Origin of the sequence: Paenibacillus sp. FSL M8-0228 (genome assembly GCF_038007385.1) — a bacterium.
GTDB lineage: Bacteria > Bacillota > Bacilli > Paenibacillales > Paenibacillaceae > Paenibacillus > Paenibacillus polymyxa_D.
Genome location: NZ_JBBOXA010000001.1, coordinates 559,486 through 576,684 on the forward strand (window position 1 = coordinate 559,486; position 17,199 = coordinate 576,684).

General features: G+C 45.3%; 18 protein-coding genes. 14 read left to right on the forward strand and 4 right to left on the reverse strand.

Annotated features, from left to right (window positions below; genetic code table 11):
- Window positions 1-17: 17 nt before the first annotated feature.
- Entirely contained in the window at window positions 18-560 is a 543-nt protein-coding gene (locus MKY98_RS02495; RefSeq protein WP_069010795.1) for a GNAT family N-acetyltransferase, read from the reverse strand.
- A gap of 176 nt (window positions 561-736) precedes the next feature.
- Here MKY98_RS02495 and MKY98_RS02500 point away from each other — a divergent pair, with 176 nt between their 5' ends.
- Both MKY98_RS02500 and MKY98_RS02505 read left to right on the forward strand, forming a co-directional pair.
- A complete protein-coding gene (locus MKY98_RS02500; RefSeq protein WP_069010796.1) occupies window positions 737-1,384 on the forward strand; it encodes an aminoglycoside 6-adenylyltransferase in 648 nt (215 codons plus the stop codon).
- The gene (locus tag MKY98_RS02505; RefSeq protein ID WP_069010797.1) at window positions 1,368-1,961 is read left to right on the forward strand and encodes a dienelactone hydrolase family protein; all 594 of its coding nucleotides are present in this window, start codon (window positions 1,368-1,370) and stop codon (window positions 1,959-1,961) included. The genes MKY98_RS02500 and MKY98_RS02505 overlap by 17 nt, the downstream gene beginning before the upstream one ends.
- Window positions 1,962-2,283: 322 nt before the next feature.
- Here MKY98_RS02505 and MKY98_RS02510 read toward each other — a convergent pair whose 3' ends face one another.
- A complete protein-coding gene (locus tag MKY98_RS02510; RefSeq protein ID WP_029516008.1) occupies window positions 2,284-2,973 on the reverse strand; it encodes an ArsR/SmtB family transcription factor in 690 nt (229 codons plus the stop codon).
- A gap of 98 nt (window positions 2,974-3,071) precedes the next feature.
- On the opposite strand from MKY98_RS02510, the gene MKY98_RS02515 reads away from it, so the two are divergent.
- From MKY98_RS02515 to MKY98_RS02525, 3 genes are all read left to right on the forward strand, one after another.
- The gene (locus MKY98_RS02515; RefSeq protein WP_049816915.1) at window positions 3,072-3,710 is read left to right on the forward strand and encodes a flavin reductase family protein; all 639 of its coding nucleotides are present in this window, start codon (window positions 3,072-3,074) and stop codon (window positions 3,708-3,710) included.
- A gap of 153 nt (window positions 3,711-3,863) precedes the next feature.
- The gene (locus MKY98_RS02520) at window positions 3,864-5,156 is read left to right on the forward strand and encodes a homocysteine synthase (RefSeq protein WP_039270330.1); all 1,293 of its coding nucleotides are present in this window, start codon (window positions 3,864-3,866) and stop codon (window positions 5,154-5,156) included.
- A gap of 190 nt (window positions 5,157-5,346) precedes the next feature.
- On the forward strand, window positions 5,347-7,011 hold the full coding sequence (locus MKY98_RS02525; protein ID WP_069010798.1) for a CoA-disulfide reductase: 1,665 nt from the start codon (window positions 5,347-5,349) through the stop codon (window positions 7,009-7,011).
- On the opposite strand, the gene MKY98_RS02530 is transcribed toward MKY98_RS02525, so the two are convergent.
- Window positions 6,996-7,364 carry a VOC family protein gene (locus MKY98_RS02530; RefSeq protein ID WP_069010799.1) on the reverse strand — a complete coding sequence of 123 codons (369 nt, stop codon included), beginning with the start codon at window positions 7,362-7,364 and terminating at the stop codon, window positions 6,996-6,998. The genes MKY98_RS02525 and MKY98_RS02530 overlap by 16 nt on opposite strands.
- A 164-nt stretch (window positions 7,365-7,528) precedes the next feature.
- On the opposite strand from MKY98_RS02530, the gene MKY98_RS02535 reads away from it, so the two are divergent.
- The 8 genes from MKY98_RS02535 to MKY98_RS02570 all read left to right on the forward strand — a co-directional run bounded on the left by MKY98_RS02535 (window position 7,529) and on the right by MKY98_RS02570 (window position 15,120).
- Window positions 7,529-7,834, forward strand: coding sequence for a hypothetical protein (locus MKY98_RS02535; protein WP_238794843.1), 306 nt, complete (start codon window positions 7,529-7,531; stop codon window positions 7,832-7,834).
- A 340-nt stretch (window positions 7,835-8,174) separates the two neighbouring features.
- Window positions 8,175-8,297, forward strand: a complete 123-nt coding sequence (locus MKY98_RS02540; RefSeq protein WP_256026045.1) for a hypothetical protein — start codon at window positions 8,175-8,177, stop codon at window positions 8,295-8,297.
- 98 nt (window positions 8,298-8,395) lie between these two features.
- Complete coding sequence (locus tag MKY98_RS02545; RefSeq protein WP_029516002.1) at window positions 8,396-8,704, forward strand: hypothetical protein; 309 nt, start codon at window positions 8,396-8,398, stop codon at window positions 8,702-8,704.
- 729 nt (window positions 8,705-9,433) lie between these two features.
- Window positions 9,434-10,936 carry an HD-GYP domain-containing protein gene (locus tag MKY98_RS02550; RefSeq protein ID WP_069010801.1) on the forward strand — a complete coding sequence of 501 codons (1,503 nt, stop codon included), beginning with the start codon at window positions 9,434-9,436 and terminating at the stop codon, window positions 10,934-10,936.
- Window positions 10,937-11,111: 175 nt separating this feature from the next.
- Window positions 11,112-12,557, forward strand: coding sequence for an ATP-binding protein (locus tag MKY98_RS02555; RefSeq protein WP_069010802.1), 1,446 nt, complete (start codon window positions 11,112-11,114; stop codon window positions 12,555-12,557).
- Window positions 12,558-12,603: 46 nt separating this feature from the next.
- Window positions 12,604-13,329, forward strand: coding sequence for an NAD(P)H-binding protein (locus MKY98_RS02560; RefSeq protein WP_069010803.1), 726 nt, complete (start codon window positions 12,604-12,606; stop codon window positions 13,327-13,329).
- A 219-nt stretch (window positions 13,330-13,548) separates the two neighbouring features.
- Window positions 13,549-13,929, forward strand: coding sequence for a RidA family protein (locus MKY98_RS02565; protein ID WP_029515998.1), 381 nt, complete (start codon window positions 13,549-13,551; stop codon window positions 13,927-13,929).
- 126 nt (window positions 13,930-14,055) lie between these two features.
- Window positions 14,056-15,120: an undecaprenyldiphospho-muramoylpentapeptide beta-N-acetylglucosaminyltransferase gene (locus MKY98_RS02570; protein ID WP_029515997.1), complete on the forward strand. Its 1,065-nt coding sequence runs from the start codon at window positions 14,056-14,058 to the stop codon at window positions 15,118-15,120.
- A gap of 98 nt (window positions 15,121-15,218) precedes the next feature.
- On the opposite strand, the gene MKY98_RS02575 is transcribed toward MKY98_RS02570, so the two are convergent.
- Window positions 15,219-15,974, reverse strand: coding sequence for a tryptophan-rich sensory protein (locus tag MKY98_RS02575; RefSeq protein WP_029515996.1), 756 nt, complete (start codon window positions 15,972-15,974; stop codon window positions 15,219-15,221).
- A 242-nt stretch (window positions 15,975-16,216) separates the two neighbouring features.
- Here MKY98_RS02575 and MKY98_RS02580 point away from each other — a divergent pair, with 242 nt between their 5' ends.
- Complete coding sequence (locus MKY98_RS02580) at window positions 16,217-17,167, forward strand: bile acid:sodium symporter family protein (RefSeq protein ID WP_069010804.1); 951 nt, start codon at window positions 16,217-16,219, stop codon at window positions 17,165-17,167.
- The last annotated feature ends 32 nt before the right edge of the window (window positions 17,168-17,199 follow it).

The window sequence follows — 17,199 nt, forward strand, 5'->3', positions numbered from 1 at the left end:
AATAACCTCCTTTTAAACTAGATATCCTCTGACGGATTTATAATCGCCAAAACCTGGTGATCCTCCCATTTTCCGTTGATCTTTACGTTGCTTCGAGAGATGCCTTCTTTGTGAAAGCCAGCCTTCTCAAGCACACGTATGGATCCTGGATTCTGGGGAGAGGCTTCCCCGAAGATCCGGTGAAACTTTAGCTTATCGAAAGCATAGCGAACCACCTGCTTCACCGCCTCCGTCATATAGCCCTTGCCGTTATATGCTTGATCTAGGCTGTATCCGATCATACAGCTCTGAAGCGGTCCTCTCACCACAAAAGATAGGCTTATGCTGCCTATAATCCGGTCGTCCTCCTTGTGGCATACCACGAAGGAATATTTCCGGTCTTCCATCATGTCGGCCTTGCTTTTAATAATCGTCTGGAGCTGGTGCTCCTCCGTATAGTACTTCTCTTGGCTGTTTGGCGAAAACTTCTCAAAGAATTCTCGATTGCGCTTGTACATTGCTGCCAACTCTGCGGCGTCCGTCTCCTCAGAGAACCGGATGTATACTCGCTGCTCCGACATCTGCACCATCCTTCCAAACTGTAATATTGAAAGAATTATATCACAGGATGAAGATTGGGAAATTGATTTGATGAATGGTGTATATCAGGCAGCATTCCTTTGAATGTTAACTAAAAATATATACCGTAATTATTGGATTGGATATAATGTTTTCTAAAAAAGGAGGATATATTGTAATGAATAATGCTTACGAAGTGCTTGAGGAGCGTATATCCGAATGGGGAATCTCTAATAAGGAAATTATTGCGGTTTATATCGTTGGGTCCCGGGCAAGAGAGGACAAGCCTTTTGATGAGTTTTCTGACTTGGATGTAGTCGTCTTTTCAACGAATCCAGATTACTATCTTCAAAATGATCAATGGTTACTAAACATCGGCAAAGTTTGGACCAGCTTTATGTTTCGAACGGCAAAAGGGGATCCGGAAAAACTCGTTCTCTTTGACCAAGGGGCTGAGGTTGATTTTCTATTCCGTCATATTTCTGATCTGGATCATATAATCAAAAATGGGCGTATTCCTGAAGGGTTTCAGCGGGGGGTTAGGATGCTGTTCGATAAGATGGGAAATGGAAACCAAATCATCCCTCAAACCACTACGATCCCGGGTACTCCTCCGATATCTGAAGGTGCTTATCTACAGGTTGTTAATATGTATTGCTTCGCCTCTCTATATGTGGCTAAACAAATTTTGCGTAATGATCTGTGGGTAGCTAAGCAAAGAGATATGGACTGTAAACAATTATTGCTGCAAAAATACGCGTATCCGGATGAATTATTTTCCCATATTCAAAACTGGTTAGGGGGACAATATGATAAGCATAGATAAAAAGTCGAGCACCCTAATTGTTGTACTGCATGAGATTTATGGGATTAACAAGCATATACAAAATTTTTGTAGCCTATTATCAGATCAGGGTTATGATGTCATTTGTCCAAATTTACTAGGCAAAGAAACGCCTTATGACTATTCGCAAGAGGAAAGTGCCTATACCAATTTTATAAAAAATATAGGATTTGAACGCTCTTTCTATCATATCGAAAGTTTATTATTAAGTATTCGAGCTCGCTATAAAAAGGTATTTATCGTCGGCTTTAGCATAGGGGCAACGGTTGCCTGGCTGTGTAGTAAAGAAAAGTATGTTGATGGAATTGTAGGATACTATGGCTCTCGTATTAGGAATTATTTAGAAATAACTCCACATTGTCCAACACTGCTTTTTTTCCCACAGGAAGAACCATCATTTAATGTGGATGAGCTCATTTCAATTTTAGATAACCGTAATATCCGGGTACATAAATTCAGCGGACAGCACGGATTCAGTGATCCGTACTCTCCCCGATATAACGTACATTCGGCTCAGCAATCATTTAACGAAACGGTAGAGTTCTTCAAGAGAGGTTGATCAATGAACAGCTTCATCCAGCCCACACCTGTTTCATTACTCTGGGGAAACGCACAGTCTTGATATGCGGATTAGTCATATGTATACACATCATTGACTATGAAAAGGAGACGTATGTGGCTGTGGCTACCTTTTTTTCATAATACCATTCAACCTTCTCCGGCAGATGGGGCAAAAGCGGCGGATCAGAGCGGGAAAGCTTCTTAATTTATCCTGCTTACTACGACAGGAGTTAACTTTCAGGACTCCGCCATTGCTATTGCCCAATTCAAACAGTCTGCTTGATTTGAGGTAATGCGAAAAATAAAAGGGCTCTGATGATCTAGTCGACCTCTATCGAAAATATCTCTTTAAAACCTCTTTTACCCTCGGCTGTAATACGTATCGCTCGGGTTGTAGGCAGACGCTCGATCCAATGTAATTCGAATAATCTGTCCAGAATAGCACTTCCTAAAGCACCGGCAAGGTGATGGCGTCGTTCACTCCAATCCAGGCATTTATGTGAGAAGGAGCGGCGCTTTTGTCTTGTTTTTGTAAGGTCAATCTGAAAGTCAGTGAAGAAAGTCTCTCCTTGGTCCGTAATATGAAGCCCGTCCTGATCCTCGGAAAGAATCCCCTTTTGCATGAAAAAATTCATGAGCTGTACGCCTAATTGACCCGCAACATGATCGTAGCAAGTTCTTGCCAACCGTATGGCCTCGTTTTCGGAGGCTTGTTTGAATGACTTGATTGGAACAGGTGGAGCTATGGATAAAAATGACTCCATCACCCGGGCAACTTCGGGGTCTTGAATGCCATAGTAACGGTGACGCCCTTGTTTTTCCACAGTAACGACGTGTGCCTCGGTCATTTTAGCCAGATGGAAGCTGGCCGTTTGCGGTTTGATGCCTGCCATATGGGCCAACTCACTTGCCGTGTGGAACCTGCCGTCTAATAAAGCGGTGAGTATAGCTGCACGAGAAGGCTCGCTAACAAGAGAAGCAATCATAGCTACATTTGACTTGGTGCTCATGGCACGGTTATCCCCCTTTGTAATCCATACTTCGATGAAGGTTGAAATATTTATATTTTACAATAGGGAGGCAGATCTGAATAGAAGGAGAAGAGATAATGAACCCAATAAATCAGATGAATGGAATGAATCATAGCCCAGACGTTAAAACGATTAACCCTAGCATTTTATATTACGGAACCCCTGTGATTTTACTCAATACGGTGAATGAGGATGGAACGACCAATATTAGCCCGATTTCCTCCTCGTGGGCATTAGGAGATTGTGTGGTACTAGGCATTGGAACAGGTGGCAAAGCATTAGAAAATATGGAGCGGCATCCCGAATGTGTAATCAATGTTCCGGGACCTTCCATGTGGGAAAATGTAGAACGTTTGGCTCCTTATACAGGTAAGAATCCTGTTCCAGCGGAAAAAAAGGGACATGGATTTATGTACCATAAAGATAAGTATGAGATCAGCGGACTCACTTCGATTGAGTCGAATAGGGTCAAGCCTGCCCGAATTAGGGAGTGCCCTATTCAAATTGAAGCCAAGGTGAGGGATGTAAGAATTCCTGACCATTCTCCTTATTTTGCTATCGTCGAAACTCAAGCCATACAGGTGCATGTTCATCAGGATATCATCCTCGGCGAGAACCATATTGATCCGACAAAGTGGAGTCCGCTCATCTATAATTTCCGCCATTATTTTGGTCTGGGTGAGCATTTGGGCAAAACCTTTCGATCCGAAACCTGATGCTTTAAATAAAATGATAATATCCTACCTGAATAATGAGAATTTTCTTCCCAAATCGTTCTTTTTGTGCGAGAATAATTGAAAAATCATCCATGACTACGCATACAGGAAGAGACGATTCATACAGCACGTATAACAAGGGAGGAAATAATCATGTCAGAAGAACGCAAGCTGTCATTCGAAACTCTCGCTGTCCATGCCGGACAAGAGATTGATCCTACTACCTTTTCCCGCGCCGTTCCGTTGTACCAAACCACTTCATATGGATTTCGGGATGCCGAGCATGCGGCTGATTTGTTCTCGCTGAAAGAATTCGGCAACATTTATACGCGTCTGATGAATCCGACCACGGATGTGTTCGAGCAACGGATTGCAGCACTGGAAGGCGGGGCTGGCGCGTTGGCCACAGCTTCGGGAATGGCGGCGATTTCCTTCTCCATTCTGAACATTGCGGGAGCTGGAGATGAAATTGTATCAGCCTCCAGCCTGTATGGCGGTACATATAATCTGTTTTCTACCACACTGCCCAAGTTGGGTATTAAGGTGCATTTTGTCGATTCGGATGATCCAGAGAATTTCCGCCATGCCATTACGGATAAAACGAAGGCCATCTTTGCCGAAACGATTGGCAATCCACAGGGCAATGTGCTGGATGTGGAAGCAGTAGCGGCGATTGCGCACGAATATGGTATTCCGCTGATTGTGGATAACACGTTCCCAAGTCCTTACTTATTGCGTCCTATTGAATACGGAGCGGACATTGTCGTGCATTCGGCAACGAAGTTTATTGGCGGACACGGTACGTCTATTGGTGGGGTGATCGTGGACAGCGGCAAGTTTGACTGGAAAGCGAGTGGTCGTTTCCCGGGGCTGACTGAGCCGGACCCGAGCTACCACGGAGTTGTTTACACCGAGGCGGTGGGACCTATCGCATATATTATCAAGGCACGGGTGCAATTGCTACGGGACTTGGGAGCTGCCATTTCTCCGTTCAATTCATGGCTGCTGCTTCAAGGCTTGGAGACACTTCATCTGCGGCTGGAAAGACATAGTCAAAATGCCTTGAAGGTAGCGCAATATCTCGAAGGCCACAAGGATGTGGAGTGGGTCAGCTACACCGGGTTGCCGAGCCACCCGTCCTACGCATTAGCTCAAAAGTATTTGCCGAAAGGACAAGGAGCAATCCTGACCTTTGGTATTAAAGGTGGAAGCCAGGCGGGAAGCAAGCTAATTGCGAATGTAAAGCTATTTTCTCATTTGGCGAATGTAGGTGATTCCAAGTCTTTGATTATTCATCCGGCAAGCACAACGCACCAGCAGTTGAATGAGGAAGAACAGGTTGCTGCCGGAGTCAAACCGGAGCTGTTACGCCTATCTGTCGGGACAGAAGCAATAGACGATATATTGTATGATCTGGAGCAGGCGATCGCGGCCAGCCAGCAGTAGTAGCAGTAGACTCTTCTTAGACTAAGTGTGACAGAGCATTCGTGTAGCATCGCAAGTGATTTTTCGACCCAGATCGGTATTCGTTCAGGGTTGATCAGGCGGGGGGCAACCTCCGTCTTTTTTTGCGTGTTGACAACATACCCCCATAGGTATATATTATACCCCATAGGGTATATAAGGAGGGGAAGAAGTGGGTAGAAAAATAGTTATTATTGGCGGGGTAGCAGGTGGAGCTTCTGCTGCTGCGAGATTGCGTAGATGGAATGAGGAAGACGAGATTACTCTGTTTGAACGCGGAGAGCATGTTTCTTTTGCGAACTGTGGCCTTCCCTACTATATTGGCGGGACAATCCATGCGCGGGAGAAGCTGTTTCTCCAGACACCTCAAGGGATAAGAGACCGTTTTAATATAGATGTAAGGGTACTGAAAGAAGTGATACAAATAGACCGCGAGCAGAAGCTCGTCCATTTCCGCGATATGGTTACAGGGGAAACAGATGAGCAGCCATACGATATTGTAGTATTGTCGCCGGGAGCCAAACCGATGATACCGGACATTCCCGGATTACATGAAGCTGTGAATGTATTTACATTAAGAAACATTCATGACACGGACGTCATTAAAGCATATGTAGATGAAGGACATCCCCAGCATGTCACGGTGATCGGGGCCGGATTTATTGGGCTGGAGATGGCCGAGAATTTGCGGGAGCGTGGACTTGCAGTAACTATTATTGATATGGGACAACAATTATTGAATCCGCTGGACCCTGAAATGGCCAAATGGGTAGAACAGCATATGAGACTGAACGGGGTGGAGGTGCGTTTAGAGGAAGGAGTCACGGCTTTTGAAGAGCAGGGTGCACAACTTCGTTTGACCTCCGGGGGTGTACTTCAGACGGACATGGTTATTCTGGCGATCGGTGTTGTTCCTGAAAATGAGTTGGCCAAGCAAAGCGGATTGGAACTTGGTTTTCGCGGCGCCATCCTGGTCAACGCCCAACTGCAAACCAGCGATCCGGCCATTTATGCGGTGGGGGATGCCATCCAGGTCAAGGACCGCAATCATGGGTTTGCAACGATGGTATCGCTAGCTTGGGGAGCCAATCGTCAGGGGCGCTTGGCAGCAGATCATATTAACGGTCAGACAATTTCTTATGATGGGGCGCTCGGAACATCCGTCATTAAGACCTTTGCATTGACTTCAGCATCTACAGGTAATAATGAAAAAACATTACAGCGGCTGGGTGTTCCTTATCAGGCTGTTCATATTCATCCCGGTTCGCATGCTGGTTATTATCCTGGCGCATCACCCATCGCTATGAAGCTGCTCTTTAATCCCGAGAATGGGATGATCTATGGGGCGCAGGCTGTTGGAGCTGATGGAGCAGACAAAAGAATTGATGTCATTGCGACGGCTATTCGTGGTCATTTGAACGTCCGAGAACTGGCTGATATTGAACTTGCTTACGCACCTCCCTATTCTTCAGCAAAAGACCCTGTGAATATGGCGGGCTACGTGGCTTCGAATATCATGGATGGGCTGGTCCAAACGATACAGTGGCATGAAGTTGATGATTTTCACCGAAAGGGTGGTCTTATTATTGATGTTAGGGATGCAGTGGAGCTACAGGCAGGAGCCATTCCAGGTTCGATTCATATTCCTCTGGCCGAGATTAGAGAGCGGATGGCGGAAATCCCTAGTGATCTGGAGATCGCGGTATCCTGCCAAGTTGGTCTGCGAGGCTATATTGCGGCCCGAATTTTGATCCAATACGGTTATCGGGTGAGGAACGTTGATGGTGGCTATAAGACGTATTCGGTTATGGCTGAACGTGATCATCTCTTAAAATAGTTCATCACCCATCCAATCTGGTTGAGGTGATCTGTTACTTCGCAGTGCAGCGCACCAAAGAAAGTATCTTGTAGCTCCACGGTAACGGTACCTTTTTCTGCTAGTGCGTGGTAAGCCTGCTTAAGCTCGTCCTCACTTTCACAGTCGAGAATGATTTGTACATGCTGTGCTTTCAGCGGCTTACCGTAGGAATCCGAAAAATGGATATGACTGCTACCCAGGTGAAGTTCAGCGTGCAAGAGTCTGCCTTCCTGCTTGTTTAGCACTTTGATTTTTCCGCCTAAAACCGATTGGTAATAGTCAATTGACTGCTGCACGTCGTTTACAATGACAAAAGGGCTTGCACTTCTCATGGAATCATTTCCTTTCCTGTCTTTAATGTAGGATTGCTACTGTACATTATTTACGTTATTCGCAGAGTTTACCCCTTTTCTGATCAAATTATGGCTTGGTTCACTGTGTGACGTCTGTTACAATAGAAGAGGCATATACGAATGGATAGAAAAGAGGTTGAACAGTGGGCACTTCAGTGATTTGGGAAGCAGTTATATATTGGGTAATCTTGGTGATTTCCGCTCTGTGCGTGATCGCAGTATCTGGTAGTCGGAAGACGGCAAGCACGATTATTTTGGCGCCCGTTGTTTTATTCTGTACCATATTTATGATGCAGGGCTCGGTGTTTACTGCCATGCAGCACCCGACGATGGGGTCTAATGTGGGTTTGGGTATGGCATTTCTGACAACATGGGTAGTCAGCGGAATATTGTTTGCTGTTGCGCTTGTAATTGCTTTTATTAAATATAGCAAGAAGAACAAGGCGTAATTTAGCCCTAACCTCATATGAATAAAGGCTTTCGGTGATGTGCCGAAAGCCCTTTTTGTATTCCTTTTTAACCATGCAGGATGTCTCCGCTTATCTGCGTCTTCTCATAAGCAACACAACGATCAGCACGACGATGATCACGATCAATAGGAATTTCATATTCGATAACCTCCTTGGTCTGTCTCATATTTGGTATTAACCATTTTTAGTTAGTATGCACCGATGGATCTCAAGCAAGTATCTATTGTCGAGTTCTTGGGGAAATTTAGAATGTGGGATCAAAAAGAGGTTTACAGGCTTAGCTGGAAAGTGTATACATAAAGTAAGGGAGGCGATTGCCATGAGTGATCGTGCATTTCATTTGTTCTATATTATTTTCTTAACGGTTCTGGCACTTGGAAGTGTTGGTGGAGTCGCTTGGTGGCTGCGCTCTGTCGGTCGTCAAGAGAAGGAAAAAAACTGAATTCAACATGGGAATACAAGCCCAGTGCATCTTCCAGTAGGAGGGTGCATTTTTATGTGTTATAATGGGAACATATGTTCTTTGTAGGAGGGAAGACGATGTTGCCAGATTTGGAACGAAAGCTGCTACGTATTTTGTATAATTATTTCGCCCAGCATCGCCACATGCCTACAATGGCGGAATTGACCGTAAAAACGGGCAAGCGAGACGCTGAAATTACAGTCGCCTTGCGACATATGGAACAGGAGCGCTACATCACTTGGGAAAACAATTCGGGTACCCAACATGTTGTTTTACTGGAAGGATGGGAGCGTCCCTCGACCCAAAGGCGCACTCAAGCCGAAACAAGACGTTCCACTACGCAAACGATGCCGACCGATGGTACAGAATATTGGACGAATTATTAGAAGGTATATAAAACTGGAGAATTAATGAGTTTTTAAGGTGCATATCATTTAGTTTTAAGAAAGCGAGACTATAATGACCCTATTAACCCCTTTTTGATCAAGCTATAGGCCCTGTCGATGTATCGACGGGGTCATTTTTTTGTTCATGATACGGTTTCCGTAAAATGAAAAATCCCCCGGGGATCATCCGGAGGATGGGTGCAGTTTGCATGTACTGCACAGCTTGCCCAAACTTCATCGTTTGATGGCATAATATATATTCAACCCCTGCTACCTTGCAATATATGGTCAGCATGTTCATAAGGGGCAGTGTGATTCCACTGTTCATTTTCCAAACGACAAAAGCCCTACCTCTCTTTCGTCCTTGCGGCTCCGATGACCGCGCCAGTGTGAATGTGAAAATCTTCGGCAAAAGCTCAAAATTCTACATTAGGGTTATACATAAAATTTGGAGAAGCTCCATACGGTGATTAGGAGTAATAGCTTGTTGCGTGGAATCTTATGGGGTTAATACATACTTTAATAGTATAGCAGGAATATATCTAAAACACAAGGTGTGTTTGGTTTCTTAATTAAGAATAGTATGATTTCCCATCTATAAATTGCAGACTAAAAGTCGTCTTCGTATTGTAAAATGCTCAAGCAAGAAGGTAAACTTTTGATGGTTGGACTCCGATATTGAATACACAAGATATTTTAGAGTGTACGGATGAAAAGAGGGGTAGCAATTTGCCGACCTATAAGCGCTTTATTCAGCATGTTATCCTGAACTATATTATAGGTTCGTTTATCACTGTATTGTTGGTAGGTATGATTTTTGTATTTTCCACGTTAAATGTAGCCCACTATGAAATTTGGGGTCTTGTTAAAATTATTGCATTTTCCAGCGTCATTATGATTGCTTGTGAAACCATAGTGTTTCGAATCCATTTGAGACCAGTTCATCGTTTTTTTCTAGGTAACCAGGAAACACTCAAGGATGTAGAAGCGGTGTATATCCGGGTTCATCATCTGCCTAATTTGTCAGTTTTACGTATTGTAGGACCGCATTTGTTAGGCTTCTCTATCCCGGCAACCGTCATTGCGTTATGGATGATACATACTGGACAACTTACTTTTCCCTTTTATTATGTAGGAATCGCCTGTATAGGAGCTTGTCTGGTTGCTTCCATGCACGCACTGGTTGAATTTTTCCTGACCATGAGAGCAATCAAACCACTGCTGGAGGAAATTCGGGATCGAACCTACCAGCAATATGGATTGAGCCTGTCCCTGCGAGGACGAGTCCTGCTATCGCTTCGGCATAAATTTCAGTTAAGTGCGACGCTCATTGGTGCTTTTCCTTTATTTTTATTTTGTTTAGCTACACAGATTCGCTTGGAACGTTTGGAGGCGGCGAATTCTAGTTCCTATTGGGCATGGGCGGGTGCGATTTTAATCTTTGGTGTAGCCTTTGCTTATCTGGGAGGCAGGTTGCTGACCCGTGAGATCGAACAGCCGATCCACCACCTGCTGGAAAAAATGAATGAAGTGAAGGAAGGCCGCCTGAACAGTAATGCCAGCGATTTGTATTCGGACGAATTTGCGGAGCTGGTCGAAGGATTTAACATGATGATTGAGGGCCTAAAGGAACGGGAAGAAAAGAACGGTCAGCTATTGGACAGTTACTTCGCCACCTTGGCGGCAGCACTGGATGCACGAGATGCCTATACCGCAGGACATTCTTTGCGTGTAGCTGAATACTCTGTACTCATTGGGCGCAAGGGAGGTTTGAATGAGGCGGACATCGATTTGCTGCGCAAAACAGCCTTGCTGCATGATATCGGTAAAATCGGCGTGGCTGACGCTGTGCTACTCAAGGACGGCAAGCTGACGGACGAGGAGTTTGATCAGATTAAAATGCACCCGGTTATGGGGGAGAGCATTCTCCGGCAAGTTGAACCGGCTTATGCTATGGCCCCTTATTTGCCTGGCGTGCGCTCGCACCATGAACGTTATGATGGCAAAGGATATCCTGACCAGCTCGCTGGGGAAGATATCCCCTTATTTGGACGAATCATTGCTGTAGCGGATGCTTATGATGCAATGACGTCTAATCGCCCCTATCGGCAAGGTATGAAGGAAGAGAAGGCGGTTATGATATTGGAAGAGGGAAAGGGAACCCAATGGGATCCTTATTTTGCCGAATTATTTGTCAAGGAGTGGCGCCAGAACAAAGGCATCACAAGCTGACTCTATAGGTATCAGCACATTAGGGCGAGCCATTGAGGTTCGCTTTTTTATATAGGGAGGTAAGCATCTTTTGACATGTCGAAAGATGGGGCTTCATGTTATGATGTACAAGAAAGGCAGACGAGGTTAACATAGGCCTGGCATCCAATTTTTTGCGCTATGGGAGTGTGAGTCCATGCAATTTTCAATGATGTTTTTAATGAATTTAGGGATGCTGATTGCCGTTGCCTATGTGGCGAACGTGATTTATAAATATGGTTTGAGTCGTACCTCTTCGCGGTTCAAATATGTCAGCTCGGTGCTGCTAGTGATATTTGGCGGATGGGTCAGCTCTTGCTTTGGTTTTAACTTTAGTGAAACGGTTATTTTTGATCTGCGTTTTGTGCCGCTGATTATCGCGGCATTGGTGTATCCCCGCTCCTATACGCTTATTATTATTGGGGTCGCAATCGGACTTACGAGATTTACCTTTGGTCTGCATATGGCGGCGTGGGTCGGCTTTTTGAATATGAGTATCCTGGGCGTCCTGTGCGCCGGATTGAACTACTGGATGCGGCGTTCCACCTGGCGTCTGATTATTAAGGCATCGGTGACTATTTTAGCGGTTAATATCGTAAATACGTTAAATATTGCCTGCCTGGGCGTCATTCCCTGGCGCTATTATGTAGCGGAGGTTGTTCCTCTGACACTGCCAATTGGCATCGTCCTCAGTTTTCTATTTGCTCTGATTTTACGGGACTTTCAGATGGAGCAACAGCGGAATCATCAGATTAAGCAGGCGAATGAGTTGTTATCAGAGCAGCGAGATGAGTTGCAGAAGGCAAAGGTCATTCTAGAGGAACGTGCCAAGCAACTGATGATGGCTTCCCAATATAAATCGGATTTTATGGCAACGATGTCGCATGAGTTACGTACACCTCTTAATAGCATCATTAATCTGGCGCAGATTATCAACGAGCAGGGAAAGGAACTGGATGAAGACGAGTTATACCAGTACAGCGATCTCATCTATGCCTCGGGGCATGATTTGCTCCAACTGATCAACGACATTCTGGACTTGTCCAAGGTCGAGGCTGGACACATGGAAATCGTAAGTGAGCCGGTCAATGTGCGTGAGATTGCGCAGGTGATGATGATGCAGTTTGAAGTCACTGCGAAGGATAAAAACCTGGAATTCAGCTTAAAGGAGCATGAGCCTATACCGAATGAAATTCGGTCCGATTCCAAACGAGTACAGCAAATTTTGCGTAATCTGTTGTCCAATGCCTTTAAGTTCACTCATGAAGGACGTGTATTGCTAGAAATGAGTACACAGCATCTGGATCAAAAGGGGCAAGAGGGAGATTGGGTTGTATTTGCTGTAAAAGATACGGGCATCGGTATTTCCAAGCTTCAGCAACACGTTATTTTTGAGGCATTCCAGCAGGCGAACGGTTCCATTAATCGTAAATATGGAGGAACTGGGTTGGGATTGTCCATCAGCCGTGATTTTTCCCGCTTGTTGGGCGGGTTTATCCGTCTGGAGAGTGAGGAGGGCAATGGAAGTACATTTTCCCTGTACCTACCGATGTGTCCGTCCAAAAGCAAGGAGGCGGACGAACAACCCTTTAAATTAACCTAATCGCAATTGTAGGAGCAGGAGCGTTATGGCACAAAGGAGGTCTATCATGGAACGTAAAGCGGTCGTTGTGGGTGCAACAGGGCTTGTCGGGGGTTATGTTGTACGAGAGCTGCTGGTGCAAAAGGAATACAACCGCGTCATGGTTATGGGCAGACGTCCGTTGGACATCAAGCATCCCAAGCTGGAGCAGGTGCTCATCGATTGGGAACAGCCGCAGAAAGCGGCGTTCGCCTTCGAGGGGGTGGATGATGTTTTTTGTTGCCTTGGGACAACGATGAAAAAGGCTGGCTCCAAGGAGCAGTTCCGTCAGGTGGATGTGGACTATCCAGTGCTAGCTGCCCAGTTGGGCAAAGAGGCTGGTGCTGTACAGATGCTAGCTATCTCAGCGATGGGGGCCGATCCAGATTCACGCGTGTTTTATAATCGCACCAAGGGTGAGGCTGAAGAGGCGCTTGCCGCTATCGGGCTGTCTGCGCTGCATTTGTTCCGTCCGTCGCTGATCTTGGGAGCGAGACCTGAACGACGTTTGGGCGAAGCCGCTGCCGCTGTTGTCATGAAAGCGCTGGACGGTCTGATGACGGGCAAGCTGGCTTCCTACCGTGCCATCCCGGCTTCGGTCATCGCACGAGCCATGGTACGAATCGCTCTTGCGCAGGCGAGCGGCGTACATATTTATCCGAACGACATCATTCGGGTCATCGGTGCGGAGCTAACATCCGATGTTGAGGAAACTGGTTCAGGAACGGGTGCGGATGCGGATGTAAACGTGTAAAACCACGTTTAGGATTAAAAATGATAATAACGCCGCTGTTGCCCGATGATTCGGGCAGCAGCGGCGTTATTTGTGTTTTATGGGTGGTCTGTATGTTGCGGCACATCGATCGTAATCTCTAATTCATCAAGTGCGTTAATCCGTCGCACGGAATAGTGGCTTTGGGCTTCACATGCTATAATACGGTGAACCAGTATCAGGAAGGAGAATCCAACCCATATGAAAAAAACAATTGCGACTGAAAAAGCACCCGGTGCTATCGGCCCTTATAGCCAAGCGGTAGAGGCAGGCGGGTTTGTTTACACTTCGGGACAGCTTGGACTGAATCCGGCAACAGGTGAGTTTGGTAAGGATGTACAGGAGCAGGCACGCCTGTCCTTGAGCAACGTACAAGCCATTCTGGAAGCGGCAGGCAGCAACATGAACCAGGTTGTGAAAGCGACTGTATTCCTGAAGGACATGAACGATTTTGTCAGCGTCAATGAGGTGTACAGTTCTTTCTTTGAGCAACCCTATCCAGCACGCAGTGCGGTGGAGGTAGCCCGTCTGCCTAAGGATGCACTGGTGGAGATTGAAGTCATTGCATTGAAGGGCGAATAGTCTGAAAGGTCCGTTCATAAAATAAAAAGTTTGCATGGCAACCGGGTGTCCCTATTAAATAGAGGCACCCGGTTGCTCAAATTTAATGTGTTTTGTTTTGTTGAATACAGAGTGGAGGTGGAGATGATTAATAAAAAAATAATTTTCACTGGTGGAGGTTCTTCAGGACATGTAGCAGTAAACTTAGCTTTGATTCCTCACTTACTGGAACAACAATGGAGTGTCCAATACATAGGCTCTGAACAAGGGATTGAAAGAAAATTGATTTCCGGACTAGAAAATGTGTGTTATTTCAGCATCTCAACTGGGAAATTGCGCAGATATTTTGATTGGGATAATTTTAAGGACCCTTTTAAAGTGCTGAAGGGGATTTCTCAAGCGTACCGGATTATAAGAAAAGAAAAACCGGATATTATTTTTTCAAAAGGCGGGTTTGTTTCGGTTCCTGTGGTACTGGCTGGGTGGTTAAATAAAGTCCCTGTAATCATTCATGAATCAGATATTACCCCTGGATTAGCTAATAAAATTTCCAGCACATTTGCTACAGAAATTTGTACTACCTTTCCTGAAACCACTCAGTACTTTCGCTCTAAGCATACCCGGTATGTAGGGGCTATTGTGAGAGATGAACTAAAAGATGGGGTGGCAGCTAAAGGTTTGGCCTATTGCGGTTTTACTCGAAATAAGCCGATCATTCTGATCATGGGTGGGAGTTTAGGTTCCAAGAAGATCAATGAGATGGTCTGTATGAATTTAGAGGCTTTGCTCGTTTATTTTCAAATCGTGCATATTTGTGGTAAAGATCAAGTGAATCATTCCATTCATATGCATGGCTACAAGCAATTTGAATACATAAACGATGAACTGGCGGATGTTATGACGATGGCAGATATGGTTGTTTCTAGGGCGGGTTCAAATTCCATTTTTGAATTCTTGACGTTGCGGAAGCCTATGCTATTGATTCCTCTTTCAAAGGCGGTTAGCCGGGGAGATCAAATTCTAAATGCAAAATCATTTAAGGCGCAAGGCTTTTGTGAATTTTTAGAAGAGGAAGAGTTGGAATCTGAACGGTTTGTCGACATGATTCTTCGTTTGTATGAAAAAAGGTCGGATTACATTATCAATATGAAGAAGATAAATGCAGATCACTCGACAAGCAAGCTTATAGATTTGATCAAAGTCTATACCTAACCATATTGGATAAAATGAATAAACAAAGCAAGCGAGCTTGGGCTAGATGATTCAGACCCGAACTCGCTTGTTTTTGCTAGTAGATATCAATAGTTTCTTTAATCCCGGTCTCGATTACGGGCAAAGAATAGCCATAGGGCGTACACCAGAATGATTGCTGCCAAGATCAATGCAGCCAGCCGTACATTTTCATGGTTCGGATGCTCGACGGCGATGGCGACATAGGCCCATACAAATACGAGAGGATAAATGCTGTCACGATAAGGAAAGCTGACCATGATCGCCAATATGGTGCCGATGAGCAGGATAATGATCGCCCATGTCGTATCACTGAGTCCCCAGCCACTCCATTCATTCTTTTCCAGTGCCACTGCAATATTGATAATAGTAGCAACGGATACCCAACCGAGGTTGAGGCTGAACGGTAGCTTGACGAACCACATTTCTCCGCGGGTTGGCTGAGGTGTGCGGGTACGTACATACACGACGCCCAAGGAAAGCAAGTATAAAATAATAACGATGACGCACAGTTCTACGTATACATACTGCCAGAGGAAAATCCAGATGATATTGAAAAGACAGCCTAGAATAAAAAAAATACCGATGGATTGAACGCTTGTCTTGGCTTGCCCTGTAGGTGTAGCTTGATACACAACAAAGCAGGCGAGCAGCACGTAGATGACCGACCAGATGGAAAAAGCGTAACCCGCTGGGGTGATCAAGGTAGGGTACATGTTGGATACAGCAGCAGTACTTCTGCCACCGATAGGAAGTGTAGAAGCCAGAAAGTTAATGAAAACGACAGCAATAAATACAATAATATTCCACCATTTATACGGATGGCTTCGTGACATTGGGATATCTCCTCCTCAACGAATGATGATCCAAAATGACTGACTGGTCACAATCTTCTACTATGAATATACCCACTTTACTTTCGAATATGTCGGAACGGTAAAAGTTTCTTGATCCCGGCATAATCATAAAAAGTGGTATGTATATGCAGTCATATGTAGTACAATGATAAAAATTTTAAGCACTATATAAGCTGTATTTCCTCAAATTCAACTTATATAGAAGTAAGGAGATAAGTTGAATGAATAGATTGGAGAAAGTAGGGAAATTTGTAGGAGGGACCTTTTCCATCTGGGTACTTTTATTTGCATGCTTGGGATTTTTCTTTCCTGCGGCGTTTACAGGGTTGAAAGGATACATACAGTTATTTCTGGGCATTGTCATGTTCGGGATGGGGCTAACTTTATCTGCGGCTGACTTTCGCGAAGTATTCCGGCGTCCAGTGGATGTGGCTATTGGTGTGGTCGGGCATTATCTGATTATGCCGTTTCTGGCCTTTGGATTGGCATTAGTATTGCAGCTGCCACCGGATATTGCGGTAGGTGTCATTTTGGTAGGCTGTTGCCCGAGTGGAACTGCGTCCAACGTAATGACGCTTTTATCCAAAGGCGACGTGGCGTTGGGGGTATCGATTGCTTCGGTGTCGACGCTGATTGCTCCACTGGCTACCCCAGCCATGATTAACCTGCTTGCTGGACGTTGGATGAATATTGATGCGAAGTCCCTGATCATGGACATTCTCATCGTAGTTATTGTCCCCATTGTGCTGGGTGTTATCATCAAATCGCTATTTCGCAAACAGGCAGAAGCCAGTGTCCAGGCGCTGCCGCTCATATCAACACTGGTGATTATGCTCATCGTGGCTATTGTGATTGCAGGTAGCAAAGGCAAGATTTTGGAGACAGGTCCGATTATTTTTGGTGTGATTATTTTGCATAACGGAATCGGGTTCCTGCTTGGATATTGGTTTGCCAAGCTGTTCGGCATGGATCTTTCCAAGCGTAAAGCTGTTACGCTGGAAACGGGAATGCAGAATTCCGGACTGGGTGCTGCGCTGGCAGCAGCTCATTTTAACCCGATTGCTGCTGTACCGAGTGCGATTTTTAGCGTGTGGCATAATATTTCCGGCTCGTTGCTCGCGACTTGGTTTTCCCGCCGGGAGGAGAAGAAAAGCACAACCGGGAAGCATTAAGCTTTGTTAGTGGCTTGTGCCAAGTGGCTACG

Bases quoted from the DNA above. Each gene is read 5' to 3' on its own strand.
- MKY98_RS02580 (WP_069010804.1), top strand. From the start codon at position 16,217: ATGAATAGATTGGAGAAAGTAGGGAAATTTGTAGGAGGGACCTTTTCC.
- MKY98_RS02540 (WP_256026045.1), top strand. From the start codon at position 8,175: ATGAGTGATCGTGCATTTCATTTGTTCTATATTATTTTCTTAACGGTT.
- MKY98_RS02530 (WP_069010799.1), bottom strand. From the start codon at position 7,364: ATGAGAAGTGCAAGCCCTTTTGTCATTGTAAACGACGTGCAGCAGTCA.
- MKY98_RS02515 (WP_049816915.1), top strand. From the start codon at position 3,072: ATGAACCCAATAAATCAGATGAATGGAATGAATCATAGCCCAGACGTT.
- MKY98_RS02520 (WP_039270330.1), top strand. From the start codon at position 3,864: ATGTCAGAAGAACGCAAGCTGTCATTCGAAACTCTCGCTGTCCATGCC.
- MKY98_RS02545 (WP_029516002.1), top strand. From the start codon at position 8,396: ATGTTGCCAGATTTGGAACGAAAGCTGCTACGTATTTTGTATAATTAT.
- MKY98_RS02555 (WP_069010802.1), top strand. From the start codon at position 11,112: ATGCAATTTTCAATGATGTTTTTAATGAATTTAGGGATGCTGATTGCC.
- MKY98_RS02505 (WP_069010797.1), top strand. From the start codon at position 1,368: ATGATAAGCATAGATAAAAAGTCGAGCACCCTAATTGTTGTACTGCAT.
- MKY98_RS02560 (WP_069010803.1), top strand. From the start codon at position 12,604: ATGGAACGTAAAGCGGTCGTTGTGGGTGCAACAGGGCTTGTCGGGGGT.
- MKY98_RS02495 (WP_069010795.1), bottom strand. From the start codon at position 560: ATGTCGGAGCAGCGAGTATACATCCGGTTCTCTGAGGAGACGGACGCC.
- MKY98_RS02575 (WP_029515996.1), bottom strand. From the start codon at position 15,974: ATGTCACGAAGCCATCCGTATAAATGGTGGAATATTATTGTATTTATT.
- MKY98_RS02510 (WP_029516008.1), bottom strand. From the start codon at position 2,973: ATGAGCACCAAGTCAAATGTAGCTATGATTGCTTCTCTTGTTAGCGAG.
- MKY98_RS02565 (WP_029515998.1), top strand. From the start codon at position 13,549: ATGAAAAAAACAATTGCGACTGAAAAAGCACCCGGTGCTATCGGCCCT.
- MKY98_RS02500 (WP_069010796.1), top strand. From the start codon at position 737: ATGAATAATGCTTACGAAGTGCTTGAGGAGCGTATATCCGAATGGGGA.